This is a genomic window from Streptomyces sp. NPDC091412 (assembly GCF_044756885.1).
Taxonomy (GTDB): domain Bacteria; phylum Actinomycetota; class Actinomycetes; order Streptomycetales; family Streptomycetaceae; genus Streptomyces.
This window is the reverse complement of sequence record NZ_JBIVTV010000016.1, coordinates 168,957-185,378: the sequence shown is the minus strand read 5'-3', so window position 1 is coordinate 185,378 and position 16,422 is coordinate 168,957. Positions and strand designations below refer to the sequence as shown.

Genomic DNA, 16,422 nt, shown 5'->3' with positions numbered 1-16,422 from the left:
GCGGCGGCGTACGGCGCGATCTTCGCCTCGGCCAGCGAACGGACGGCGTCACGGAGCATGTCGTGCTCCTCGGACGGGCGGTACAGGTCGAAGTCAGCCGATCCGGCCAAGGTCTCTCACGCTCCAACGCTAATTACCGTTAAGTAACCCAAATTTTAGGCGCCCGCCCACGCCAGTGATACGTGAGCTTGGCGACAGCGGGGACATTGCCCGGCGAGGGCCCCGCGTATGCCCCCGATATGCTCGGGCACCGCATCACCGTCGTCTCTTCTGGAGCACCCATGAGCCTCAAGATCACCGTGATCGGGACCGGCTATCTCGGCGCGACGCACGCCGCGGCCATGGCCGAGCTCGGCTTCGAGGTGCTGGGCCTGGACGTCGTCCCCGAGAAGATCGAGATGCTCCGGCGGGGCGAGGTCCCGATGTACGAGCCCGGTCTGGAGGAGCTGCTGCGCCGGCACGTGGCCGGGATCGAGGGCTCGACCGGGCGGCTGCGCTTCACGACGGACTACGCGGAGGTGGCCGCGTTCGGCGACATCCACTTCGTCTGTGTGAACACCCCGCAGAAGCACGGCGAGTACGCCTGCGACATGAGTTACGTCGACTCCGCCGTCACCTCGCTCGCCCCGCACCTGAGCGGTCCCGCGCTCGTCGTCGGCAAGTCGACCGTGCCCGTGGGGTCCGCCGACCGTCTGGCGCGCATGATCGACGAGCTGGCGCCCGCGGGCGCGGACGTGGAGCTGGCCTGGAACCCGGAGTTCCTGCGCGAGGGCTTCGCCGTGCAGGACACGCTGCACCCGGACCGGATCGTGGTCGGCGTGCGCAGCGAGCGGGCGGAGAAGCTGCTGCGCGAGGTGTACGCCACACCGGTCGGCGAGGGTTCCCCGTTCGTGGTCACCGACTTCCCGACCGCGGAACTGGTGAAGACCTCCGCGAACTCCTTCCTGGCCACGAAGATCTCCTTCATCAACGCGATGGCCGAGGTCTGCGAGGCCGCCGGCGGCGATGTGGCCAAGCTGGCCGAGGCCATCGGGCACGACGACCGGATCGGCAGGAAGTTCCTGCGGGCCGGGATCGGCTTCGGCGGCGGCTGCCTGCCCAAGGACATCCGGGCCTTCATGGCGCGCGCCGGTGAGCTGGGCGCAGACCAGGCGCTGACCTTCCTGCGCGAGATCGACTCGATCAACATGCGCCAGCGCGGGCAGATGGTGGAGCTGGCCCGGCAGGCGCTGGGCGGCGGGCCGTTCCTCGGCAAGCGCGTCGCGGTGCTCGGCGCCACCTTCAAGCCGGACTCGGACGACGTACGGGACTCCCCCGCGCTCAACGTCGCCGGTCAGATACACCTCCAGGGCGGCCAGGTGACGGTCTACGACCCCAAGGGCATGGACAACGCCCGGCGGGTGTTCCCCACGCTCGGGTACGCCGACTCCGCGCTGGAGGCCGTGCGCGGCGCGGACGTCGTCCTGCACCTGACCGAGTGGCGGGAGTTCCGCGAGCTGGACCCGGCCGGGCTGGGCGAGGTCGCGGCCGCCCGGGTGGTCCTCGACGGGCGCAACGCGCTGGACCCGGAGCTGTGGCGGCGGGCCGGGTGGACGTACCGGGCGATGGGACGCCCGACCGCGTAGCCCCGCACCGGCGGGCATACCCGGACATACAAAGACACACGCAGGCACACGCAGGCACACGCAGACAGGTGACGCCGGTTCGGCCGAGGCTCAGTCGGCCGAACCGGCGTCTGCACGCATTGTGCACCACCGGAGCGCGGCGTGAGCAGCGAACTCCTCGTGGATCACGTCTGCTTCGCCCGGTAGCGGCGCATCTTCGCGCGCGCCCCGCACACGCGCATCGAGCACCAGCGGCCGCGGCCGGCCGGGCTGCGGTCGTAGTACGCCCAGTGGCACGTGACCGCCTCGCAGGCCTTCAGCCGGGCCCAGGTGCCCGCTACGAGGGCCTCGGCGACGGCGGCCGCGACCCGGGAGAGCAGGGGGCCGCCGTCGGCGGGGGCGAGCGTGGCGGAGCCGTCCCGGGCGTCGACGGTCACCAGCAGGGGCGCCCGTGCCAGCAGCTCGCCCAGCGGTGTCACCGTCCGGTGGGGCGGGTGACCGGCGTGGGCCAGCAGGGTGGCGCGCAGCGACTCGCGCAGCTCGCGCGCCTGCGGCAGTTCCGCCTCGGGGATCCCCAGGCGCGCCCGGCCCTCCGCCGTGGCGAGCGAGTCGGCGCCCGTCTCGATGTCCAGCGTGTTCACCAGGGACTCGACCAGCGCCAGGCCTCCGGGCGCGGACGATCTCTCACTCATGTCAGCGACGGTACCTCGCGAAACCGGTTGCACTGTTACCCGCTATACGCGAGCATGCAGTAACCGTTACTGGTTGCCCGCTCCAACGGGTAACACCGTTCCCGACTGGGAGGAAGTCATGGCTCTCGCCACGCTGGGTGTCGTCGTTCTGGACTGTCCCGACCCGCGCGCCCTCGCCGGCTTCTACGCCGAGGTGCTCGGCGGGACCGTGGAGGGCGAGGGTGACTGGGTGGACCTGAAGGTGCCGGGCGGGTCCGCGCTGGCGTTCCAGAAGGCGCCGGGGTACGTGCCGCCGAAGTGGCCGGCCGCGGACGCCTCGCAGCAGTCCCACCTGGACCTGGTGGTGGAGGACCTGGACACGGCGGAGAAGGGGGTGCTGGCACTCGGCGCGCGGCCGCTGGACGCGACGGACCGGGCGCGCGGCTTCCGGGTCTACGCCGACCCCGCCGGGCACCCGTTCTGCCTGTGCGCCTGCTGAGAGGCGTCCGTCAGCCGTCGTGTGCGCCGGACGACAGGAGGTGCACGGCCTCCTGCCGTCCGGTACTGGAACTCATCCGTCCAGTTCGGCGATCGTCGCGTTCGACGGCGTCCGGGTGGCTTGCAGGTCGCGGGCGACGTCCTCCGCGGCGCCCAGGACGCGGACCGCGTTCTGCCAGGTGAGCTTGGCCAGGTCGGTCCTGGACCAGCCGCGGTCCAGCAGTTCCGCGATCAGGTTCGGATAGCCGGAGACGTCGCCCAGGCCGTCGGGAGTGAAGGCCGTGCCGTCGTAGTCGCCTCCGATGCCCAGGTGGTCGATGCCGGCGACCTCGCGCATGTGGTCGAGGTGGTCGGCCACCGTCGCGACCGTCGCGACCGGGCGCGGGTTCGCCTCCTCGAAGGCACGGTGGACCTTCATCGCCTCGGCCGTGGTGTCGAGGTGGTGGAAGCCGTGCGCGCGCATGTTCTCGTCGGCGGCGGACGTCCAGTCCACGGCCGCCTGGAGCACGAACTTCGGCACGAACGTCACCATGGCGATCCCGCCGTTGGCGGGCAGCCGCTCCAGCACGTCGTCCGGGATGTTGCGGGGGTGGTCGCACACGGCCCGCGCGGAGGAGTGCGAGAAGATCACCGGTGCGCTCGTGGTGTCGAGCGCGTCCCGCATGGTCGTCGCGGCCACGTGGGAGAGGTCGACCAGCATGCCGAGCCGGTTCATCTCCCGGACCACCTCGCGGCCGAAGGCCGACAGGCCGCCCACGCCCGGCTCGTCCGTCGCCGAGTCCGCCCAGGCCACGTTGTCGTTGTGGGTGAGCGTCATGTAGCGCACGCCGAGCGCGTACAACCCGCGCAGGGTGCCGAGGGAGTCGGCGATGGAGTGGCCGCCCTCGGCGCCCATGAGGGAGGCGATCCGGCCGTCCGCGCGCGCCGCCTCCATGTCGGCGGCGGTCAGGGCGGGGGCCAGGTCGGCCGGGTGGCGGTCGAGCAGCTGCCGTACGCAGTCGATCTGCTCCAGCGTCGCCGGCACCGGGTCGGGCAGGTCCGCGCGGACGTAGACCGACCAGAACTGGGCGCCGACGCCGCCCTCGCGCAGACGCGGCAGGTCGGTGTGCAGGTGGGCGTTCTGGGGGGTGGCGATGTCACGGGCATCGAGGTCGTAACGGACCTGCTCGCGCAGCGCCCAGGGCAGGTCGTTGTGGCCGTCGACGACCGGGAACTCGCGCAGCAGGTCCCGGGCTTCGTTCAGCGAGGACACCGGCGTCACTTCCCCGTGCCGAAGCCGAAGGCGCCGGAGTTCTCGACCTTGGCGCGCAACCGCTTGCCCTTCTCGGTGGCCTGGTCGTTCAGCTCCTGCTGGAACTCCCGCATCCGGGCGAGCAGTTCCTCGTCGTGCGCGGCGAGGATCCGGGCGGCGAGCAGACCCGCGTTGCGGGCGCCGCCGACGGACACGGTCGCCACCGGGACCCCGGCGGGCATCTGCACGATCGAGAGCAGCGAGTCCATGCCGTCCAGGTACTTCAGCGGGACGGGCACGCCGATCACCGGCAGCGGGGTGACGGAGGCGAGCATGCCGGGCAGGTGGGCCGCCCCGCCCGCGCCCGCGATGATCGCCTTCAGTCCGCGGTCCGCCGCGCGCTCGCCGTACGCGATCATCTCGCGCGGCATGCGGTGCGCGGAGATGACGTCCACCTCGTAGGAGATCTCGAACTCGTCGAGCGCCTCGGCGGCGGCCTCCATGACGGGCCAGTCGGAGTCCGACCCCATGACGATGCCAACAACTGGGCTCATTCGGTGATGGTGCCTCTCAGGTAGCCGGCTGCGTGACGGGCGCGTTCCAGCACGTCGTCCAGGTCGTCGCCGTAGGTGTTGACGTGGCCGACCTTGCGGCCGGGCTTCACGTCCTTGCCATACATGTGGATCTTGAGCTGGGGGTCACGGGCCATGCAGTGCAGGTACGCGGAGTACATGTCCGGGTAGTCGCCGCCGAGGACGTTCACCATGACGGTCCACTTGGCGCGCGGGCGGGGGTCGCCCAGCGGCAGGTCGAGGACCGCGCGGACGTGGTTGGCGAACTGGGAGGTGATGGCGCCGTCCATCGACCAGTGGCCGGAGTTGTGCGGGCGCATCGCCAGCTCGTTGACGAGGACACTGGAGGACCCGTCCTCATTGCGGGTCTGGAACAGCTCGACGGCGAGGTGGCCGACGACACCGAGTTCCTTGGCGATGGTCAGCGCGAGCTGCTCGGCCTGGAGCGCGAGGCCCTCGTCCAGGTCGGGGGCCGGGGCTATCACGGTGTCGCAGACGCCGTTCACCTGCTGCGACTCCACGACCGGGTAGGCCACGGCCTGGCCGTGCGGGGAGCGTACGACGTTGGCGGCCAGCTCCCGGACGAAGTCGACCTTCTCCTCCGCGAGGACGGGCACGCCGGCACGGAAGGGCTCGGCGGCCTCCTCGACGGAGTCGACCACCCACACGCCCTTGCCGTCGTAGCCGCCGCGGACGGTCTTGAGGACCACGGGGAAACCGTCGCCCTCGGCCGCGAACGCGGCCACGTCCCGCGGATCGCTCACGATGCGGTGCCGCGGGCACGGCACACCGATCGCGTCGAGCTTCGCACGCATCACGCCCTTGTCCTGGGCGTGCATGAGCGCGTCGGGGCCGGGGCGTACGGGGATGCCGTCCGCCTCCAGGGCCCGCAGGAGCTCGGTGGGGACGTGCTCGTGATCGAAGGTGATCACGTCGCAGCCCCGCGCGAACGCGCGCAGCGTGTCCAGGTCGCGGTAGTCGCCGATGACGACGTCGCTCACCACCTGCGCCGCGGAGTCCTGGGGAGTGTCACTGAGGAGCTTGAACCTGATGCCCAACGGGATGCCCGCCTCGTGTGTCATACGAGCGAGCTGGCCACCGCCGACCATGCCGACTACCGGGAACGTCACGCTCCTAGGGTATCGGCCGCCGCGGCGCGGCCCGCTTCCGCGCCCGCCGGGGCCGTACCGGCACCTCACGGGGATCGTCACCCGCCGCACTGACGTACGCGCCCGACCGCGCCCGCATGCCCGTCGGCGCTCTTACCAGTCGCTTCGACGGCTCTTTCCCGCCTTTTCCCGGACTCTTTCCGACCCGTTCCCGAGCTGATGCCTTGTCCACAGGCGCGGGCCTGGAGCGCTGGTTAGCATGGCCGGGTTGACCGAACCGACCGAGACGGGGGCCTGCACGACCATGGAACATGGTTCCTCGGGGCATCGACCGGAGCCCTCGGCACCCCGCGGCGCGCTGCGCAGGCACGTGGACCAGTTGTGGCGCGAGCTCGTGAAGTTCGGCGCGGTGGGCGGAGCCGGGCTGCTGGTCAACCTGCTCGTGTTCAACCTGGTGCGGCACGTGACCGGACTTCAGGTGGTGCGGGCCAGTGTCATCGCGACCGTCGTCGCCATCGTCTTCAACTACGTCGGCTTCCGCTACTTCACGTACCGGGACCGCGACAAGAGCGGGCGCACCCGGGAACTGACGCTGTTCCTGCTGTTCAGCGTGGTCGGCCTGGTGATCGAGAACGGCGTGCTGTACCTGGCGACGTACGGCTTCGGCTGGGACAGCCCGCTGCAGAGCAACGTCTTCAAGTTCCTCGGCATCGGCATCGCGACCCTGTTCCGCTTCTGGTCGTACCGCACCTGGGTCTTCCGCACCCTGCCGGCCCGGCAGGCCGTGGCGGGCGCGGAGTCCTTCCTCCAGACCGAGTCGAAGAAGCCCCGGCGCGAGGCCGTCCGCTAGTGCTGTGACCGGAAAGGTTCGCCGGCTCGCGACGCCCGGCACCTCGCCGCGTTGTCGCATCACCCGAGTACATCCAGCGCGGGCAATGCTCCGCCTTGCGAGGCTCCCCCACTGCCTGAACGGCGTGGGAGGTGCCCCCAGCACCGGACGCCGCGAGCTTCCCGGCAAACCTTCCCGGCCACAGCACCAGGACCTGTCCCGGGGCCCGCCCCGGCGGTCAGCGCACCGTCGGGTGGTCCTCCGACTGCTTCTTCGGCGGCGGGGTGCGGGACAGGAACAGGCCGAAGACGGGCGGCTGGGCCTGGAGCAGTTCCAGGCGGCCGCCGTCGGCCTCGGCGAGATCGCGGGCGACGGCGAGCCCGATGCCCGTGGAGTTGCGGCCGCTGATGGTGCGCTCGAAGATACGGGCGCCCAGGTCGGCGGGGACGCCGGAGCCCTCGTCGGTGACCTCCACCACGGCCTGGTTGCCGGTCACGCGGGTGCGCAGCGCCACCGTGCCGCCGCCGTGCATCAGGGAGTTCTCGATCAGCGCGGCCAGCACCTGTGCGACGGCGCCCGGCGTGCCCACGGCCTGGAGGTGCCGCTTTCCGGAGCTGACGATCGCCCGGCCGACGCTGCGGTAGGCGGGACGCCACTCGGCGATCTGCTGCTGGATGACCTCGTCGAGGTCGAAGGAGACGGCGGAGCCGGTACGGGGGTCGCGGGAGTTGGTCAGCAGGCGGTCCACCACGTCGGTCAGCCGCTCGACCTGGGCGAGCGCGACGTTGGCCTCCTCCTTCACCGTGTCCGGGTCGTCGGTGAGGGTGATCTCCTCCAGGCGCATGGACAGCGCGGTCAGCGGCGTACGCAGCTGGTGGGAGGCGTCGGCGGCGAGCCGCCGCTCGGCGGTCAGCATGCGGGCGATGCGCTCCGCCGATCCGTCGAGCACGTCCGCGACCCGGTCCAGCTCCGGGACGCCGTAGCGCTTGTGGCGGGGGCGCGGGTCGCCGGATCCGAGGCGCTCGGCGGTCTCGGCGAGGTCGGTCAGCGGGGAGGCGAGCCGGTTGGCCTGACGGACGGCGAGCAGCACCGCGGCGACCACCGCGAGCAGCGCCACCAGGCCGATGATCAGCAGGGTGCGGCCGACCTCGCGGGTCACCGAGGAACGGGGCTCCTCCACCCGGACGGTCTCGCCCTGCTCTCCCTTGGCCGTGGAGTGGATCACGTCGCCGGACGGTTTGACGCCGACCTTGATGGGCTGCTTCCCGGGGATGCCGATCACGGCGTACTGGCCGTCGGCCATCTGGTTGCGCAGGACGTCGGCGTTGACCGTCGCCGCGCCGAGCAGCCTGCTGTCGACGATGCTGGCCAGCCGCAGCGCCTCGGAGTCGACCCGCTCCTGGGCGCTGCTGCTGATGGTGCGGGTCTCGACGATCACCAGGGACACGCCGAAAACGGCGATCACGACGAGCACCACGGCAAGCGTGGACTGGATCAGTCGGCGGCGCATGTCCTCCTACCTGACGAAAACGCGGGGCGGCCGGCTCAGCTCTTCTCGAATCGGAAGCCCACGCCGCGCACGGTCGCGATGTACCGGGGGTTCGCCGCGTCGTCGCCGAGCTTCTTGCGCAGCCAGGAGATGTGCATGTCGAGGGTCTTGGTGGACGACCACCAGGTGGTGTCCCAGACCTCGCGCATCAGCTGGTCGCGGGTGACGACCCGGCCCGCGTCCCGCACGAGCACCCGGAGCAGGTCGAACTCCTTGGCGGTGAGCTGGAGCTCCTCGTCGCCCATCCACGCGCGGTGGGACTCGACGTCGATGCGCACGCCGTGCGTGGCGGGCGGCTGCTGCGGCTCGGCGGCGCCGCGCCGCAGCAGGGCCCGGACGCGGGCGAGCAGTTCGGCGAGCCGGAAGGGCTTGGTGACGTAGTCGTCGGCGCCCGCGTCGAGGCCGACGACGGTGTCCACCTCGTCGGCGCGCGCGGTCAGGATCAGAATGGGCACCGTGTGGCCGTCGGAGCGCAGCCGGCGGGCGACCTCCAGGCCGTCCATGCCGGGCAGCCCGAGGTCCAGCACGACCAGGTCGACACCGCCCTGCATTCCGGCGTCGAGCGCGGCGGGTCCGTCCTCACGCACCTCGACCTCGTAACCTTCCCTGCGCAGTGCGCGGGCCAGCGGCTCCGAGATGGACGCGTCGTCCTCGGCGAGCAGTACACGGGTCATGAGGCGATGGTAGTCCGCCCGCGCCGCCCGCTGGGGTGGTCCGGCGGTGTGATCGACACACGCGCTTCTTACCTTGCGGCCGGTCGGGTGCCGCCCGTGCGGCTCCGCGGCACGGACCGGGCGGCGCGGAATGCGATCCTTTGAGGCCTTGGTAATAGACCTTCGAAAGCCGGGCAGGGTTCCCCGGCGACCTGTGATCCCTGTCTCAAGTCCTTCCATATCCGGCAGTGTCCTGCCGTATGGTGGCTTGAACGTCTGATGCACACAGGGGACCTTTGGCGATCGTCTTGACGCTGAAGGTCTCTTTTGTGGGCGGGTCGGCCCCAACCGGCCCGGGAAGAATGACCTAGGGCCGGGCCTCGTACGCGCGTCGACGCGGGCAGAGGTGTGGATCCCGGTGGCCGTCGTCCGCCGCTTCGCGATCCGGAGCGGGATCCCCCTGGGCGTGGGGTGGACCTCGGGCCTGCCGGTGCCGGCCACCCCCACCGGGCGCGTATCCGCCGAGGGCGGCGCGTCCCGACCAGCAAGGAACGACCATGGCGTCCAGCCTGACGAAGGACTCGGTCCATCCGGGCACACCCGGTTCCGAGAAGACCTTCTTCGGCCACCCCCGCGGCCTGGCCACACTCTTCATGACCGAGATGTGGGAGCGCTTCAGCTTCTACGGTATGCGGGCCCTTCTCGTCGTGTACCTGCTCTCCGGCGGCCCCGACGCCAAGAAGGGGAGCATGAGCGGTGGGCTCGGCATGGATCTGGCCACCACCACCGCCATCTACTCCGTCTACCTGTCGATGGTGTACCTGCTCGCCATGCCCGGCGGGTGGCTGGGCGACCGTGTCTGGGGCCCCCGCAAGACGGTGGCGATCGCCGCGGTCACGATCATGGCGGGTCACGCGGTGCTGGCGCTGCCCGGCGGCCAGGCGCCCTTCTTCGCCGGTCTCGCGCTGGTCGCGCTCGGCTCCGGCCTGCTGAAGGCCAACATCTCCACCATGGTCGGCCACCTCTACAAGGGCCCGGACGACCCGCGCCGCGACGGTGGCTTCACGATCTTCTACATGGGCATCAACATGGGTGCCTTCTTCGCGCCGCTCATCATCGGCACCGTCGGCCAGCAGGTCAGCTGGCACCTGGGCTTCGGCCTCGCCGCCGTGGGCATGGCGATCGGCCTCGCGGCCTTCCTCATCGGCACCCGGAACCTGAGCCCGCAGAGCAACGTCGTGCCCAAGCCGCTGGACGCCGCCGAGCGTGCCTCCTGGCTGCGCAAGGGCCTGACCTGGCTCGCCGTCGCCGCCGTCTTCTACGGCATCGTCGGCTTCTCCGGCCACTTCACCCTGAACTGGGCGATGATCCCGCTCACCGTCATCGGTCTGGTCATCCCGGCCGGCGTCCTGCTGCGCATCAAGCGCGACAAGGAACTGTCGGCCGTCGAGCAGTCCAGGATGACCGGCTACATCTGGTTCTTCGTCGCGGCCGCCGCCTTCTGGATGATCTACGACCAGGGCGGTTCCACGGTCCAGGCGTTCGGCGAGACCAAGACCTCCTCCTCGCTGCTGGGCTTCGGCTTCCCGTCCTCCTGGTACCAGTCGCTGAATCCGGTGTTCATCATGGCGCTGGCCCCGGTCTTCGCCTGGTTCTGGCTGTGGCTGAGCCGCAAGGGCAAGGAGCCGAGCACCGTCGCGAAGTTCGCGGCCGCCCTGTTCTTCATCGGCGTCTCGTTCTTCTTCTTCCTGCTGCCGCTGGGCATGGCCAACGGTGACACCCTGGTCAGCCCGATGTGGCTGGTCGGCATCTACCTGATCCAGACCGTCGGCGAGCTGTGCCTCTCCCCGGTCGGCCTGTCGGTGACGACGAAGATGGCGCCGGCCAAGTACGCCAGCCAGATGATGGGCGTGTGGTTCCTCGCGGTCACCGCGGGCGACTCCATCACCAGCCTGCTGTCCAACCCCGCCGTGGCCGGGGTCGACCTCAGCGGCTCGGGGGCGGTCGCCCTGGAGGCGGTCCTCGCCGCCCTCGCCGGTGTCGCGGTCTACATGTACCGCCGGAAGGTGCAGTCCCTGATGGGCGACGTCCACTGACGTCACCCTCCGACCACCGAAAGGGCCGCCCCGTGGGGGCGGCCCTTTCGTGTCGCGGTCTTGTCCGTGTCGCGTTCCTGGTGTCGCGGTCGCCGTCGGGCCTTGCCGAGCGGCTCCGCGTTCAGGCGGGTGCCCCCAGCTCGGCCCACACTCTCTTGCCGGTGACGCCGGGGGCGCGCACGACACCCCAGTCCAGGCACAGCCGCTGGACGATGAACATGCCGTGGCCACCGGGGCGGCCGGCGCGGTGCGGGGTGCGCGGGGCGGGCTGGCCGGTGCCGCGGTCGGAGACCTCGATGCGGATCACCTTGTTGTCGCAGGTGATCTCCAACTGGTCGGGGCCCTCGGCGTGCAGGCAGGCGTTGGTGACCAGTTCGGAGACGACGAGGAGTACGTCCTCGGCGGCGGCCCGCTGGTCGGCGGTCGCGGCGGGCAGCCAGCCCCACGCGTACAGCGCCTGGCGGGTGAAGTCGCGGGCGAGCGGCACGACGCCGCTCTCGCCGTCGAAGCTCAGCCTGCGGATCTGGCGACTCCCGGAGGGGGCCGCCGGCACGGCCGTCGCACCCCCTGTGGGTACCGCGCCCGTCGGCGCGTCCCCCTCGGACGTCCCGGAAGCGCCGCTGGGCTCCGGGCCGCGGTCGCCCGGCGAGTAAGGCCGGGTGGTGCTCATCAGCGCTTCACCTCACCGATTCACCAGTTCACGATTCAAAAGTCACCAGTCACTTCACACGTACACGGTCGGTACGTCCGTACACACGCCGGAGCCCCGGTCGCCAGCGCCCGCGAGGGCGACCGATCCACTCAGGATGTCTCCTGCCCGACCGATCGGGGGGAACACCCCCGTTTTCGGCCCGCCGCGCGTGCGCCCGGCATACGCCGGGCGCTGAACACGGAAGGGGCACGTCGACGAACCCGAGGCCGGCTCAGCCGGCCTCGTCGGCCAGGGCGTCCTCCAGGGAGTCGTGCACGGTGAAGACCGCATCCGCCCCTGTGATCTCGAACACGCGGGCCACCACCGGCAGCATCCCGGCCAGATGCACACCCCCACCGGCCGCCTCCGCCTTCAGCCGCGCGCCCAGCAGCACGTTCAGCCCCGTGGAGTCGCAGAACTCCAGGCGTGAACAGTCCACCACCAGGCGCGAGCGCCCCTTGTCGAGGCACTCCTCGAGTGGTTCGCGCAGCAGGTCGGCCGTGTGGTGATCGAGTTCACCCGCCGGCGTCACGACGGCACTGGAGCCCTCTTGCCGCACCTCCACCAGAAGCCGGCCCGACTGTGCGCTGCCGACCGTCCCGCGGTCCATGCCGTCTCTCTCTCCCGGGGTCTTGGCTGCTGACTGACGCCCTCGAACACTACGCCTTCCCTCACCGCTCCGACAGCCGAACATCCGCACACAAACGGACATACCCCCACACAAGGAACTTGCGGCGGTGTTGGGAAAGCGGGTAGGGCTAGTAGAGACCCGCACCCGACACGGCCGGCTTTGGAGGCGCCGCACACCGCAGTGCACGAATTGGCTTCGGCAGCCTTATGCCGAGAACGATGGAGGACATCATGTCACCCCGGCTCGACGCATCGCATACCCAGATGGCGACGTCGGCATCCCCAGCGGAGCACCTGGATCCCATCGAGTTCCACGAGGTACGCGCCGAGCGGGCCGATCAGGCCGACGCACTGGCCGGACTCCCGGACATCCCCCCGTACGACGAAGTGGCCCCCGACGACGCCCGGGCCTTGTCCAAGGCCCTCTTCGAGCGGCTGGAGTCCCTCGAGGAAGGCACCCACGCCTACTCGTACGTCCGCAACACGCTCGTCGAGCTGAACCTCGCGCTCGTCAAGTTCGCCGCCTCCCGCTTCCGCTCCCGCAGCGAGCCGATGGAGGACATCATCCAGGTCGGCACCATCGGCCTGATCAAGGCGATCGACCGGTTCGAACTGTCCCGGGGCGTGGAGTTCCCGACGTTCGCGATGCCCACCATCATCGGGGAGATCAAGCGCTTCTTCCGCGACACCTCGTGGTCCGTGCGCGTCCCGCGCCGGCTCCAGGAACTGCGCCTCGACCTTGCCAAGGCCGGTGACGAACTGGCCCAGCGGCTCGACCGCGCCCCGACGGTCGCCGAACTCGCCGAGCACCTCGGCCTGTCCAACGACGAGGTGGTGGAAGGCATGGCCGCCTCGAACGCCTACACCGCGTCGTCGCTGGACGCCCAGCCCGAGGAGGACGACTCCGAGGGCGCCCTCGCGGACCGCATCGGCTACGAGGACCACGGACTCGAAGGCATCGAGTACGTCGAGGCGTTGAAGCCGCTGATCGCCCAACTGCCCTCCCGGGACCGGAAGATCCTGTCCCTGCGGTTCGTGGCCAATATGACCCAGTCGGAGATCGGCGAGGAACTCGGCATCTCGCAGATGCACGTCTCCCGGCTGCTCTCCCGGACGCTCGGACAACTCCGCAAGGGCCTGACACTCGAAGAGTGACGGCGTGACGGCGTGACGAGGTGAAGGGGACGTTTCCGTCCGGTGCCGTCGGTGGCGCCGGGCGGACCGCGCCCCCAGCGCCTCGGCACGTCCGGGGCACGTGCGGGGCACGTGCGGGGCAGGCGGGGCATGCGCCGAGAAGCCCGCCGCCGTGGCGCCGTTACCCCGGAAAACCCTGGGCAACCTCTTTCCCCCGGGGCCCGCTTCCCCCACTATGGGTCAACCCCATACCGGCCGGTACGTCCGGAGTCCGGCCGTGCCACCGGGGTGCGAGGAGGGCGGGTCAATGGCTCGGGCCGACGGGAGCGACGACGGCGTCGAGACCGGGGACACGGGCGGCGGACCGCACGCGGACGCCTCCGACGCACGGCTCACCGAACTGCTGCGCGCCGACACCGCGACCGTCTGTCCGGCGTTGCGCGAACTGCGCGCCCGCCACCTGCCCCGGGTCCTCGCCCACGCCCGGCACTGCACCGCCGGCGAGCCGGCGGCCCGCCGGCTCGCGGCGCAGGCCTTCACCCTCGCCGCCCGCGCGACGGCGCGCGGTGCGGAGCCGGGCGTCCCGGTGCGGCTGCGCCTGCTGCTGCTCACCGCCCGGCTGACCGCCGCCTGGGCGCGCGACGAGCGGTCCGGCGGCGTGGACGCCGGGCTGTTGCTGGTCCTGAACACGGCCGGCCCCGAGGGTCCCGTACCGCCCCTGCTCGCCGCCTTCCGGTCGCTGCCGACCCGCGTCCAGGGCCTGGTCTGGTACGGGATCGTGGAGCAGGAACCCGAGGAGCGGACCGCAGGGTTCCTCGGTCTCACCCGCCAGGACGTGGTGCACGACACCCCGCAGGCGCTCAAGGCATTGGCCCAGGCCTGTCTGAGGGCACGTCTGGCCGCGTCGGACGACCCGCGCTGCGGCGACTTCCGCCGGCTCATCGAGGAGGCGGTACGACCGGACCACCCCCGCGCGAGCCTGGACCTGCACGCCCACATGGCGCGCTGCGACCACTGCTCCGCCGCTTTCGAGGAGCAGTCCGCCCTGCGCGACCACCCACGCACCGCGCTGGCCGAGGGCCTGCTGCCCTGGGGTGGCGCCGCCTACGTCGCACGGCGTCCGGCCGATCCGCCGCCGGGGGCCCGGGCGCGGCCCTCCGCCTGGCCGCCCTCCCGCCGCTACGCGCTGGCCTCGGCGGCGCTCGGCGTGGCCCTCACGCCGCTGCTGCTGTTCCTGCTCACCTCGAACGACGGCACACCGCACCAGCGGGCGGCGGGCGCGGTGACGGTGCCCACGCCGCCGGTGCGGGTCACGGTGACGGCCACGGTGTCGGCGCCCCCGCCCGCGCCCTCCCCGTCAGCGACCTCCCGGCCGCCCTCCCGGCATCCGGCCCCCGAACCGACGCCGCGCCACTCCCGGACGGCGCGCCCTAAGCCGCCGCCCGGCCCGTCGCCCTCGCCGGTGTATCCGCCCGGCCCGGCCTACGCGCAGGTGGTGAACGCCGCCTCGGGCCTCTGCCTGGACGTGGCCGGCGACTTCGGCAACGGCACGGACGTCGTCACCGCTCCGTGCGGGTCCGCGTCCAGCCAGCGCTGGCGGTTCGACGCCTCACGCCAGGTGCTCCAGTCGGCGGCGGACCCCGAATTCTGCCTGGACAGCCGCGGCTCGGTGGACAACGGCGTCGGCATCTGGAAGTGCTCGTCGGTCGACGGCAGGAACGGCCGCAATCTGCGCTTCGCCGTCGACCCGGACGGCGTGATCGGCCCGGCCATCGCCGCCGGGACCGCCCTCACCCCGCACCCGGACGGCTACGTCTCCCTCGACCCGCGCGGCGGAGGTACGGCGCAGAAGTGGCGGGCGGGCAGCGCCTGACGGGACCCGGACCCGGACGGGAATCCGGACGGCCGGCGGGGCGCCTTCCGTCGGCCGCCCGCGGCCCGGTCCGCCGGACAGGCCCTGCTCAGACCTCACGTACGCCGCGCCGCCAGACCTGGGTGACCAGCGGAACGCCCGGCCGGTAGGCCAGGTGGACGTGGCTGGGCGCGTCCAGGACGGCGAGGTCGGCGCGGGCGCCCGGGGACAGACGGCCGACATCGTCGCGGCGCAGGGCCCTCGCACCGCCCGCCGTCGCCGCCCAGACCGCCTCGTCCGGGGTCATGCCCATGTCCCGTACGGCGAGCGCGACGCAGAAGGGCACCGAGGAGGTGAAGGACGAGCCGGGGTTGCAGTCGGTGGACAGGGCCACCGTGACACCCGCGTCGAGGAGGCGGCGGGCGTCGGGCCACTGGGCGCGGGTGGAGAACTCGGCGCCGGGCAGGAGCGTGGCGACCGTGTTCCCGTTCGCCAGCGCGTCCACGTCCGCGTCGGTCAGGTGGGTGCAGTGGTCGGCGCTGGCCGCGTCCAGTTCGACGGCGAGCTGGACGCCGGGCCCGTAGGTGAGCTGGTTGGCGTGGATGCGCGGGAGCAGGCCCTTGGCCTTGCCCGCGGTGAGGATCGCGCGGGCCTGGTCGCCGTCGAAGGCGCCCTTCTCGCAGAAGACGTCGACCCAGCGGGCGTGCGGGGCACAGGCGTCCAGCATCTCCCCGGTGACCAGGGCGACGTACGCCGCCGGGTCCTCGGCGTAGTCCGGGGAGACGATGTGGGCGCCGAGGTAGGTGACCTCGTCGGTGTGCGCGGCGGCGATGCGCAGGGCGCGGGCCTCGTCGGCGACGGTGAGGCCGTAGCCGGACTTGGTCTCGAACGTGGTCGTGCCCTGGCGCAGTGCCTCGGCGAGGTAGTGGGTGAGGTTGGCCTCCAGCTCCGCGTCGGTGGCGGCGCGGGTGGCGGCGACCGTGGTGCGGATGCCGCCCGCGCTGTAGGCCCGGCCGGACATGCGGGCGTTGAACTCCTCGGTGCGGTCGCCCGCGAAGACCAGGTGGGAGTGGGAGTCGACGAAGCCGGGGATCACCGCCCGGCCGCCGGCGTCGACCCGGTTGTCAGTGGCGGGTGCTTTGCTGGATTCACCGGTCCACGCGACGCGGTCGCCCTCGATGACGACGGCCGCGTCCCGGATCAGTCCGAGGGGGGATCCGTCACCGAGGGAGGGGTCGTTGGTGACCAGCGTGGCGATGTTGGTGATGGCGGTGCTGCTCATGGTGTCCTCAGGGGTGACGGG

The 16,422-nt window shown here is 71.6% G+C and carries 15 protein-coding genes; 6 read left to right on the top strand and 9 right to left on the bottom strand.

What is annotated here, in order from left to right:
- Nucleotides 1-281 precede the first annotated feature (281 nt).
- Entirely contained in the window at nucleotides 282-1,625 is a 1,344-nt protein-coding gene (locus ACIQMV_RS30285; RefSeq protein ID WP_401776718.1) for a UDP-glucose dehydrogenase family protein, read from the top strand.
- 164 nt (nucleotides 1,626-1,789) lie between these two features.
- Here ACIQMV_RS30285 and ACIQMV_RS30280 read toward each other — a convergent pair whose 3' ends face one another.
- On the bottom strand, nucleotides 1,790-2,296 hold the full coding sequence (locus ACIQMV_RS30280) for a CGNR zinc finger domain-containing protein (RefSeq protein ID WP_402596432.1): 507 nt from the start codon (nucleotides 2,294-2,296) through the stop codon (nucleotides 1,790-1,792).
- A gap of 118 nt (nucleotides 2,297-2,414) precedes the next feature.
- Between ACIQMV_RS30280 and ACIQMV_RS30275 the strand changes: the two genes are divergently transcribed.
- Nucleotides 2,415-2,774, top strand: a complete 360-nt coding sequence (locus ACIQMV_RS30275) for a VOC family protein (RefSeq protein WP_402596431.1) — start codon at nucleotides 2,415-2,417, stop codon at nucleotides 2,772-2,774.
- 72 nt (nucleotides 2,775-2,846) lie between these two features.
- Here ACIQMV_RS30275 and ACIQMV_RS30270 read toward each other — a convergent pair whose 3' ends face one another.
- The 3 genes from ACIQMV_RS30270 to ACIQMV_RS30260 are packed head-to-tail and all read right to left on the bottom strand — an operon-like array spanning nucleotide 2,847 to nucleotide 5,706.
- Nucleotides 2,847-4,025, bottom strand: a complete 1,179-nt coding sequence (locus tag ACIQMV_RS30270; protein ID WP_402596430.1) for a dipeptidase — start codon at nucleotides 4,023-4,025, stop codon at nucleotides 2,847-2,849.
- Nucleotides 4,026-4,030: 5 nt separating this feature from the next.
- Entirely contained in the window at nucleotides 4,031-4,558 is a 528-nt protein-coding gene (gene purE / locus ACIQMV_RS30265) for a 5-(carboxyamino)imidazole ribonucleotide mutase (RefSeq protein ID WP_402596429.1), read from the bottom strand.
- Nucleotides 4,555-5,706, bottom strand: a complete 1,152-nt coding sequence (locus ACIQMV_RS30260; RefSeq protein WP_401776709.1) for a 5-(carboxyamino)imidazole ribonucleotide synthase — start codon at nucleotides 5,704-5,706, stop codon at nucleotides 4,555-4,557. Before ACIQMV_RS30260 ends, purE begins: the two co-directional genes overlap by 4 nt.
- Before the next feature lie 283 nt (nucleotides 5,707-5,989).
- Here ACIQMV_RS30260 and ACIQMV_RS30255 point away from each other — a divergent pair, with 283 nt between their 5' ends.
- Nucleotides 5,990-6,535 carry a GtrA family protein gene (locus tag ACIQMV_RS30255; RefSeq protein ID WP_141366577.1) on the top strand — a complete coding sequence of 182 codons (546 nt, stop codon included), beginning with the start codon at nucleotides 5,990-5,992 and terminating at the stop codon, nucleotides 6,533-6,535.
- A 217-nt stretch (nucleotides 6,536-6,752) separates the two neighbouring features.
- Here the strand turns inward: ACIQMV_RS30255 and ACIQMV_RS30250 are convergent, their stop codons facing one another.
- Together ACIQMV_RS30250 and ACIQMV_RS30245 are read right to left on the bottom strand one after the other, a co-directional pair.
- Nucleotides 6,753-8,024, bottom strand: a complete 1,272-nt coding sequence (locus ACIQMV_RS30250; RefSeq protein WP_402596428.1) for an ATP-binding protein — start codon at nucleotides 8,022-8,024, stop codon at nucleotides 6,753-6,755.
- A 35-nt stretch (nucleotides 8,025-8,059) separates the two neighbouring features.
- Nucleotides 8,060-8,737, bottom strand: a complete 678-nt coding sequence (locus tag ACIQMV_RS30245; RefSeq protein ID WP_100571005.1) for a response regulator transcription factor — start codon at nucleotides 8,735-8,737, stop codon at nucleotides 8,060-8,062.
- Between the two features lie 536 nt (nucleotides 8,738-9,273).
- On the opposite strand from ACIQMV_RS30245, the gene ACIQMV_RS30240 reads away from it, so the two are divergent.
- Nucleotides 9,274-10,812, top strand: coding sequence for a peptide MFS transporter (locus tag ACIQMV_RS30240; RefSeq protein ID WP_402596427.1), 1,539 nt, complete (start codon nucleotides 9,274-9,276; stop codon nucleotides 10,810-10,812).
- 121 nt (nucleotides 10,813-10,933) lie between these two features.
- Here ACIQMV_RS30240 and ACIQMV_RS30235 read toward each other — a convergent pair whose 3' ends face one another.
- Both ACIQMV_RS30235 and ACIQMV_RS30230 read right to left on the bottom strand, forming a co-directional pair.
- Nucleotides 10,934-11,482, bottom strand: coding sequence for an ATP-binding protein (locus ACIQMV_RS30235; RefSeq protein WP_402596426.1), 549 nt, complete (start codon nucleotides 11,480-11,482; stop codon nucleotides 10,934-10,936).
- Between the two features lie 253 nt (nucleotides 11,483-11,735).
- Nucleotides 11,736-12,113, bottom strand: coding sequence for an STAS domain-containing protein (locus tag ACIQMV_RS30230; RefSeq protein ID WP_100571008.1), 378 nt, complete (start codon nucleotides 12,111-12,113; stop codon nucleotides 11,736-11,738).
- A gap of 239 nt (nucleotides 12,114-12,352) precedes the next feature.
- Between ACIQMV_RS30230 and ACIQMV_RS30225 the strand changes: the two genes are divergently transcribed.
- Together ACIQMV_RS30225 and ACIQMV_RS30220 are read left to right on the top strand one after the other, a co-directional pair.
- Nucleotides 12,353-13,288 carry an RNA polymerase sigma factor SigF gene (locus ACIQMV_RS30225; protein WP_402596425.1) on the top strand — a complete coding sequence of 312 codons (936 nt, stop codon included), beginning with the start codon at nucleotides 12,353-12,355 and terminating at the stop codon, nucleotides 13,286-13,288.
- Nucleotides 13,289-13,574: 286 nt separating this feature from the next.
- Nucleotides 13,575-15,140, top strand: a complete 1,566-nt coding sequence (locus ACIQMV_RS30220) for a ricin-type beta-trefoil lectin domain protein (RefSeq protein WP_402596424.1) — start codon at nucleotides 13,575-13,577, stop codon at nucleotides 15,138-15,140.
- 88 nt (nucleotides 15,141-15,228) lie between these two features.
- Here ACIQMV_RS30220 and hutI read toward each other — a convergent pair whose 3' ends face one another.
- Nucleotides 15,229-16,401: an imidazolonepropionase gene (gene hutI / locus ACIQMV_RS30215; RefSeq protein ID WP_141360431.1), complete on the bottom strand. Its 1,173-nt coding sequence runs from the start codon at nucleotides 16,399-16,401 to the stop codon at nucleotides 15,229-15,231.
- Nucleotides 16,402-16,422 lie beyond the last annotated feature (21 nt).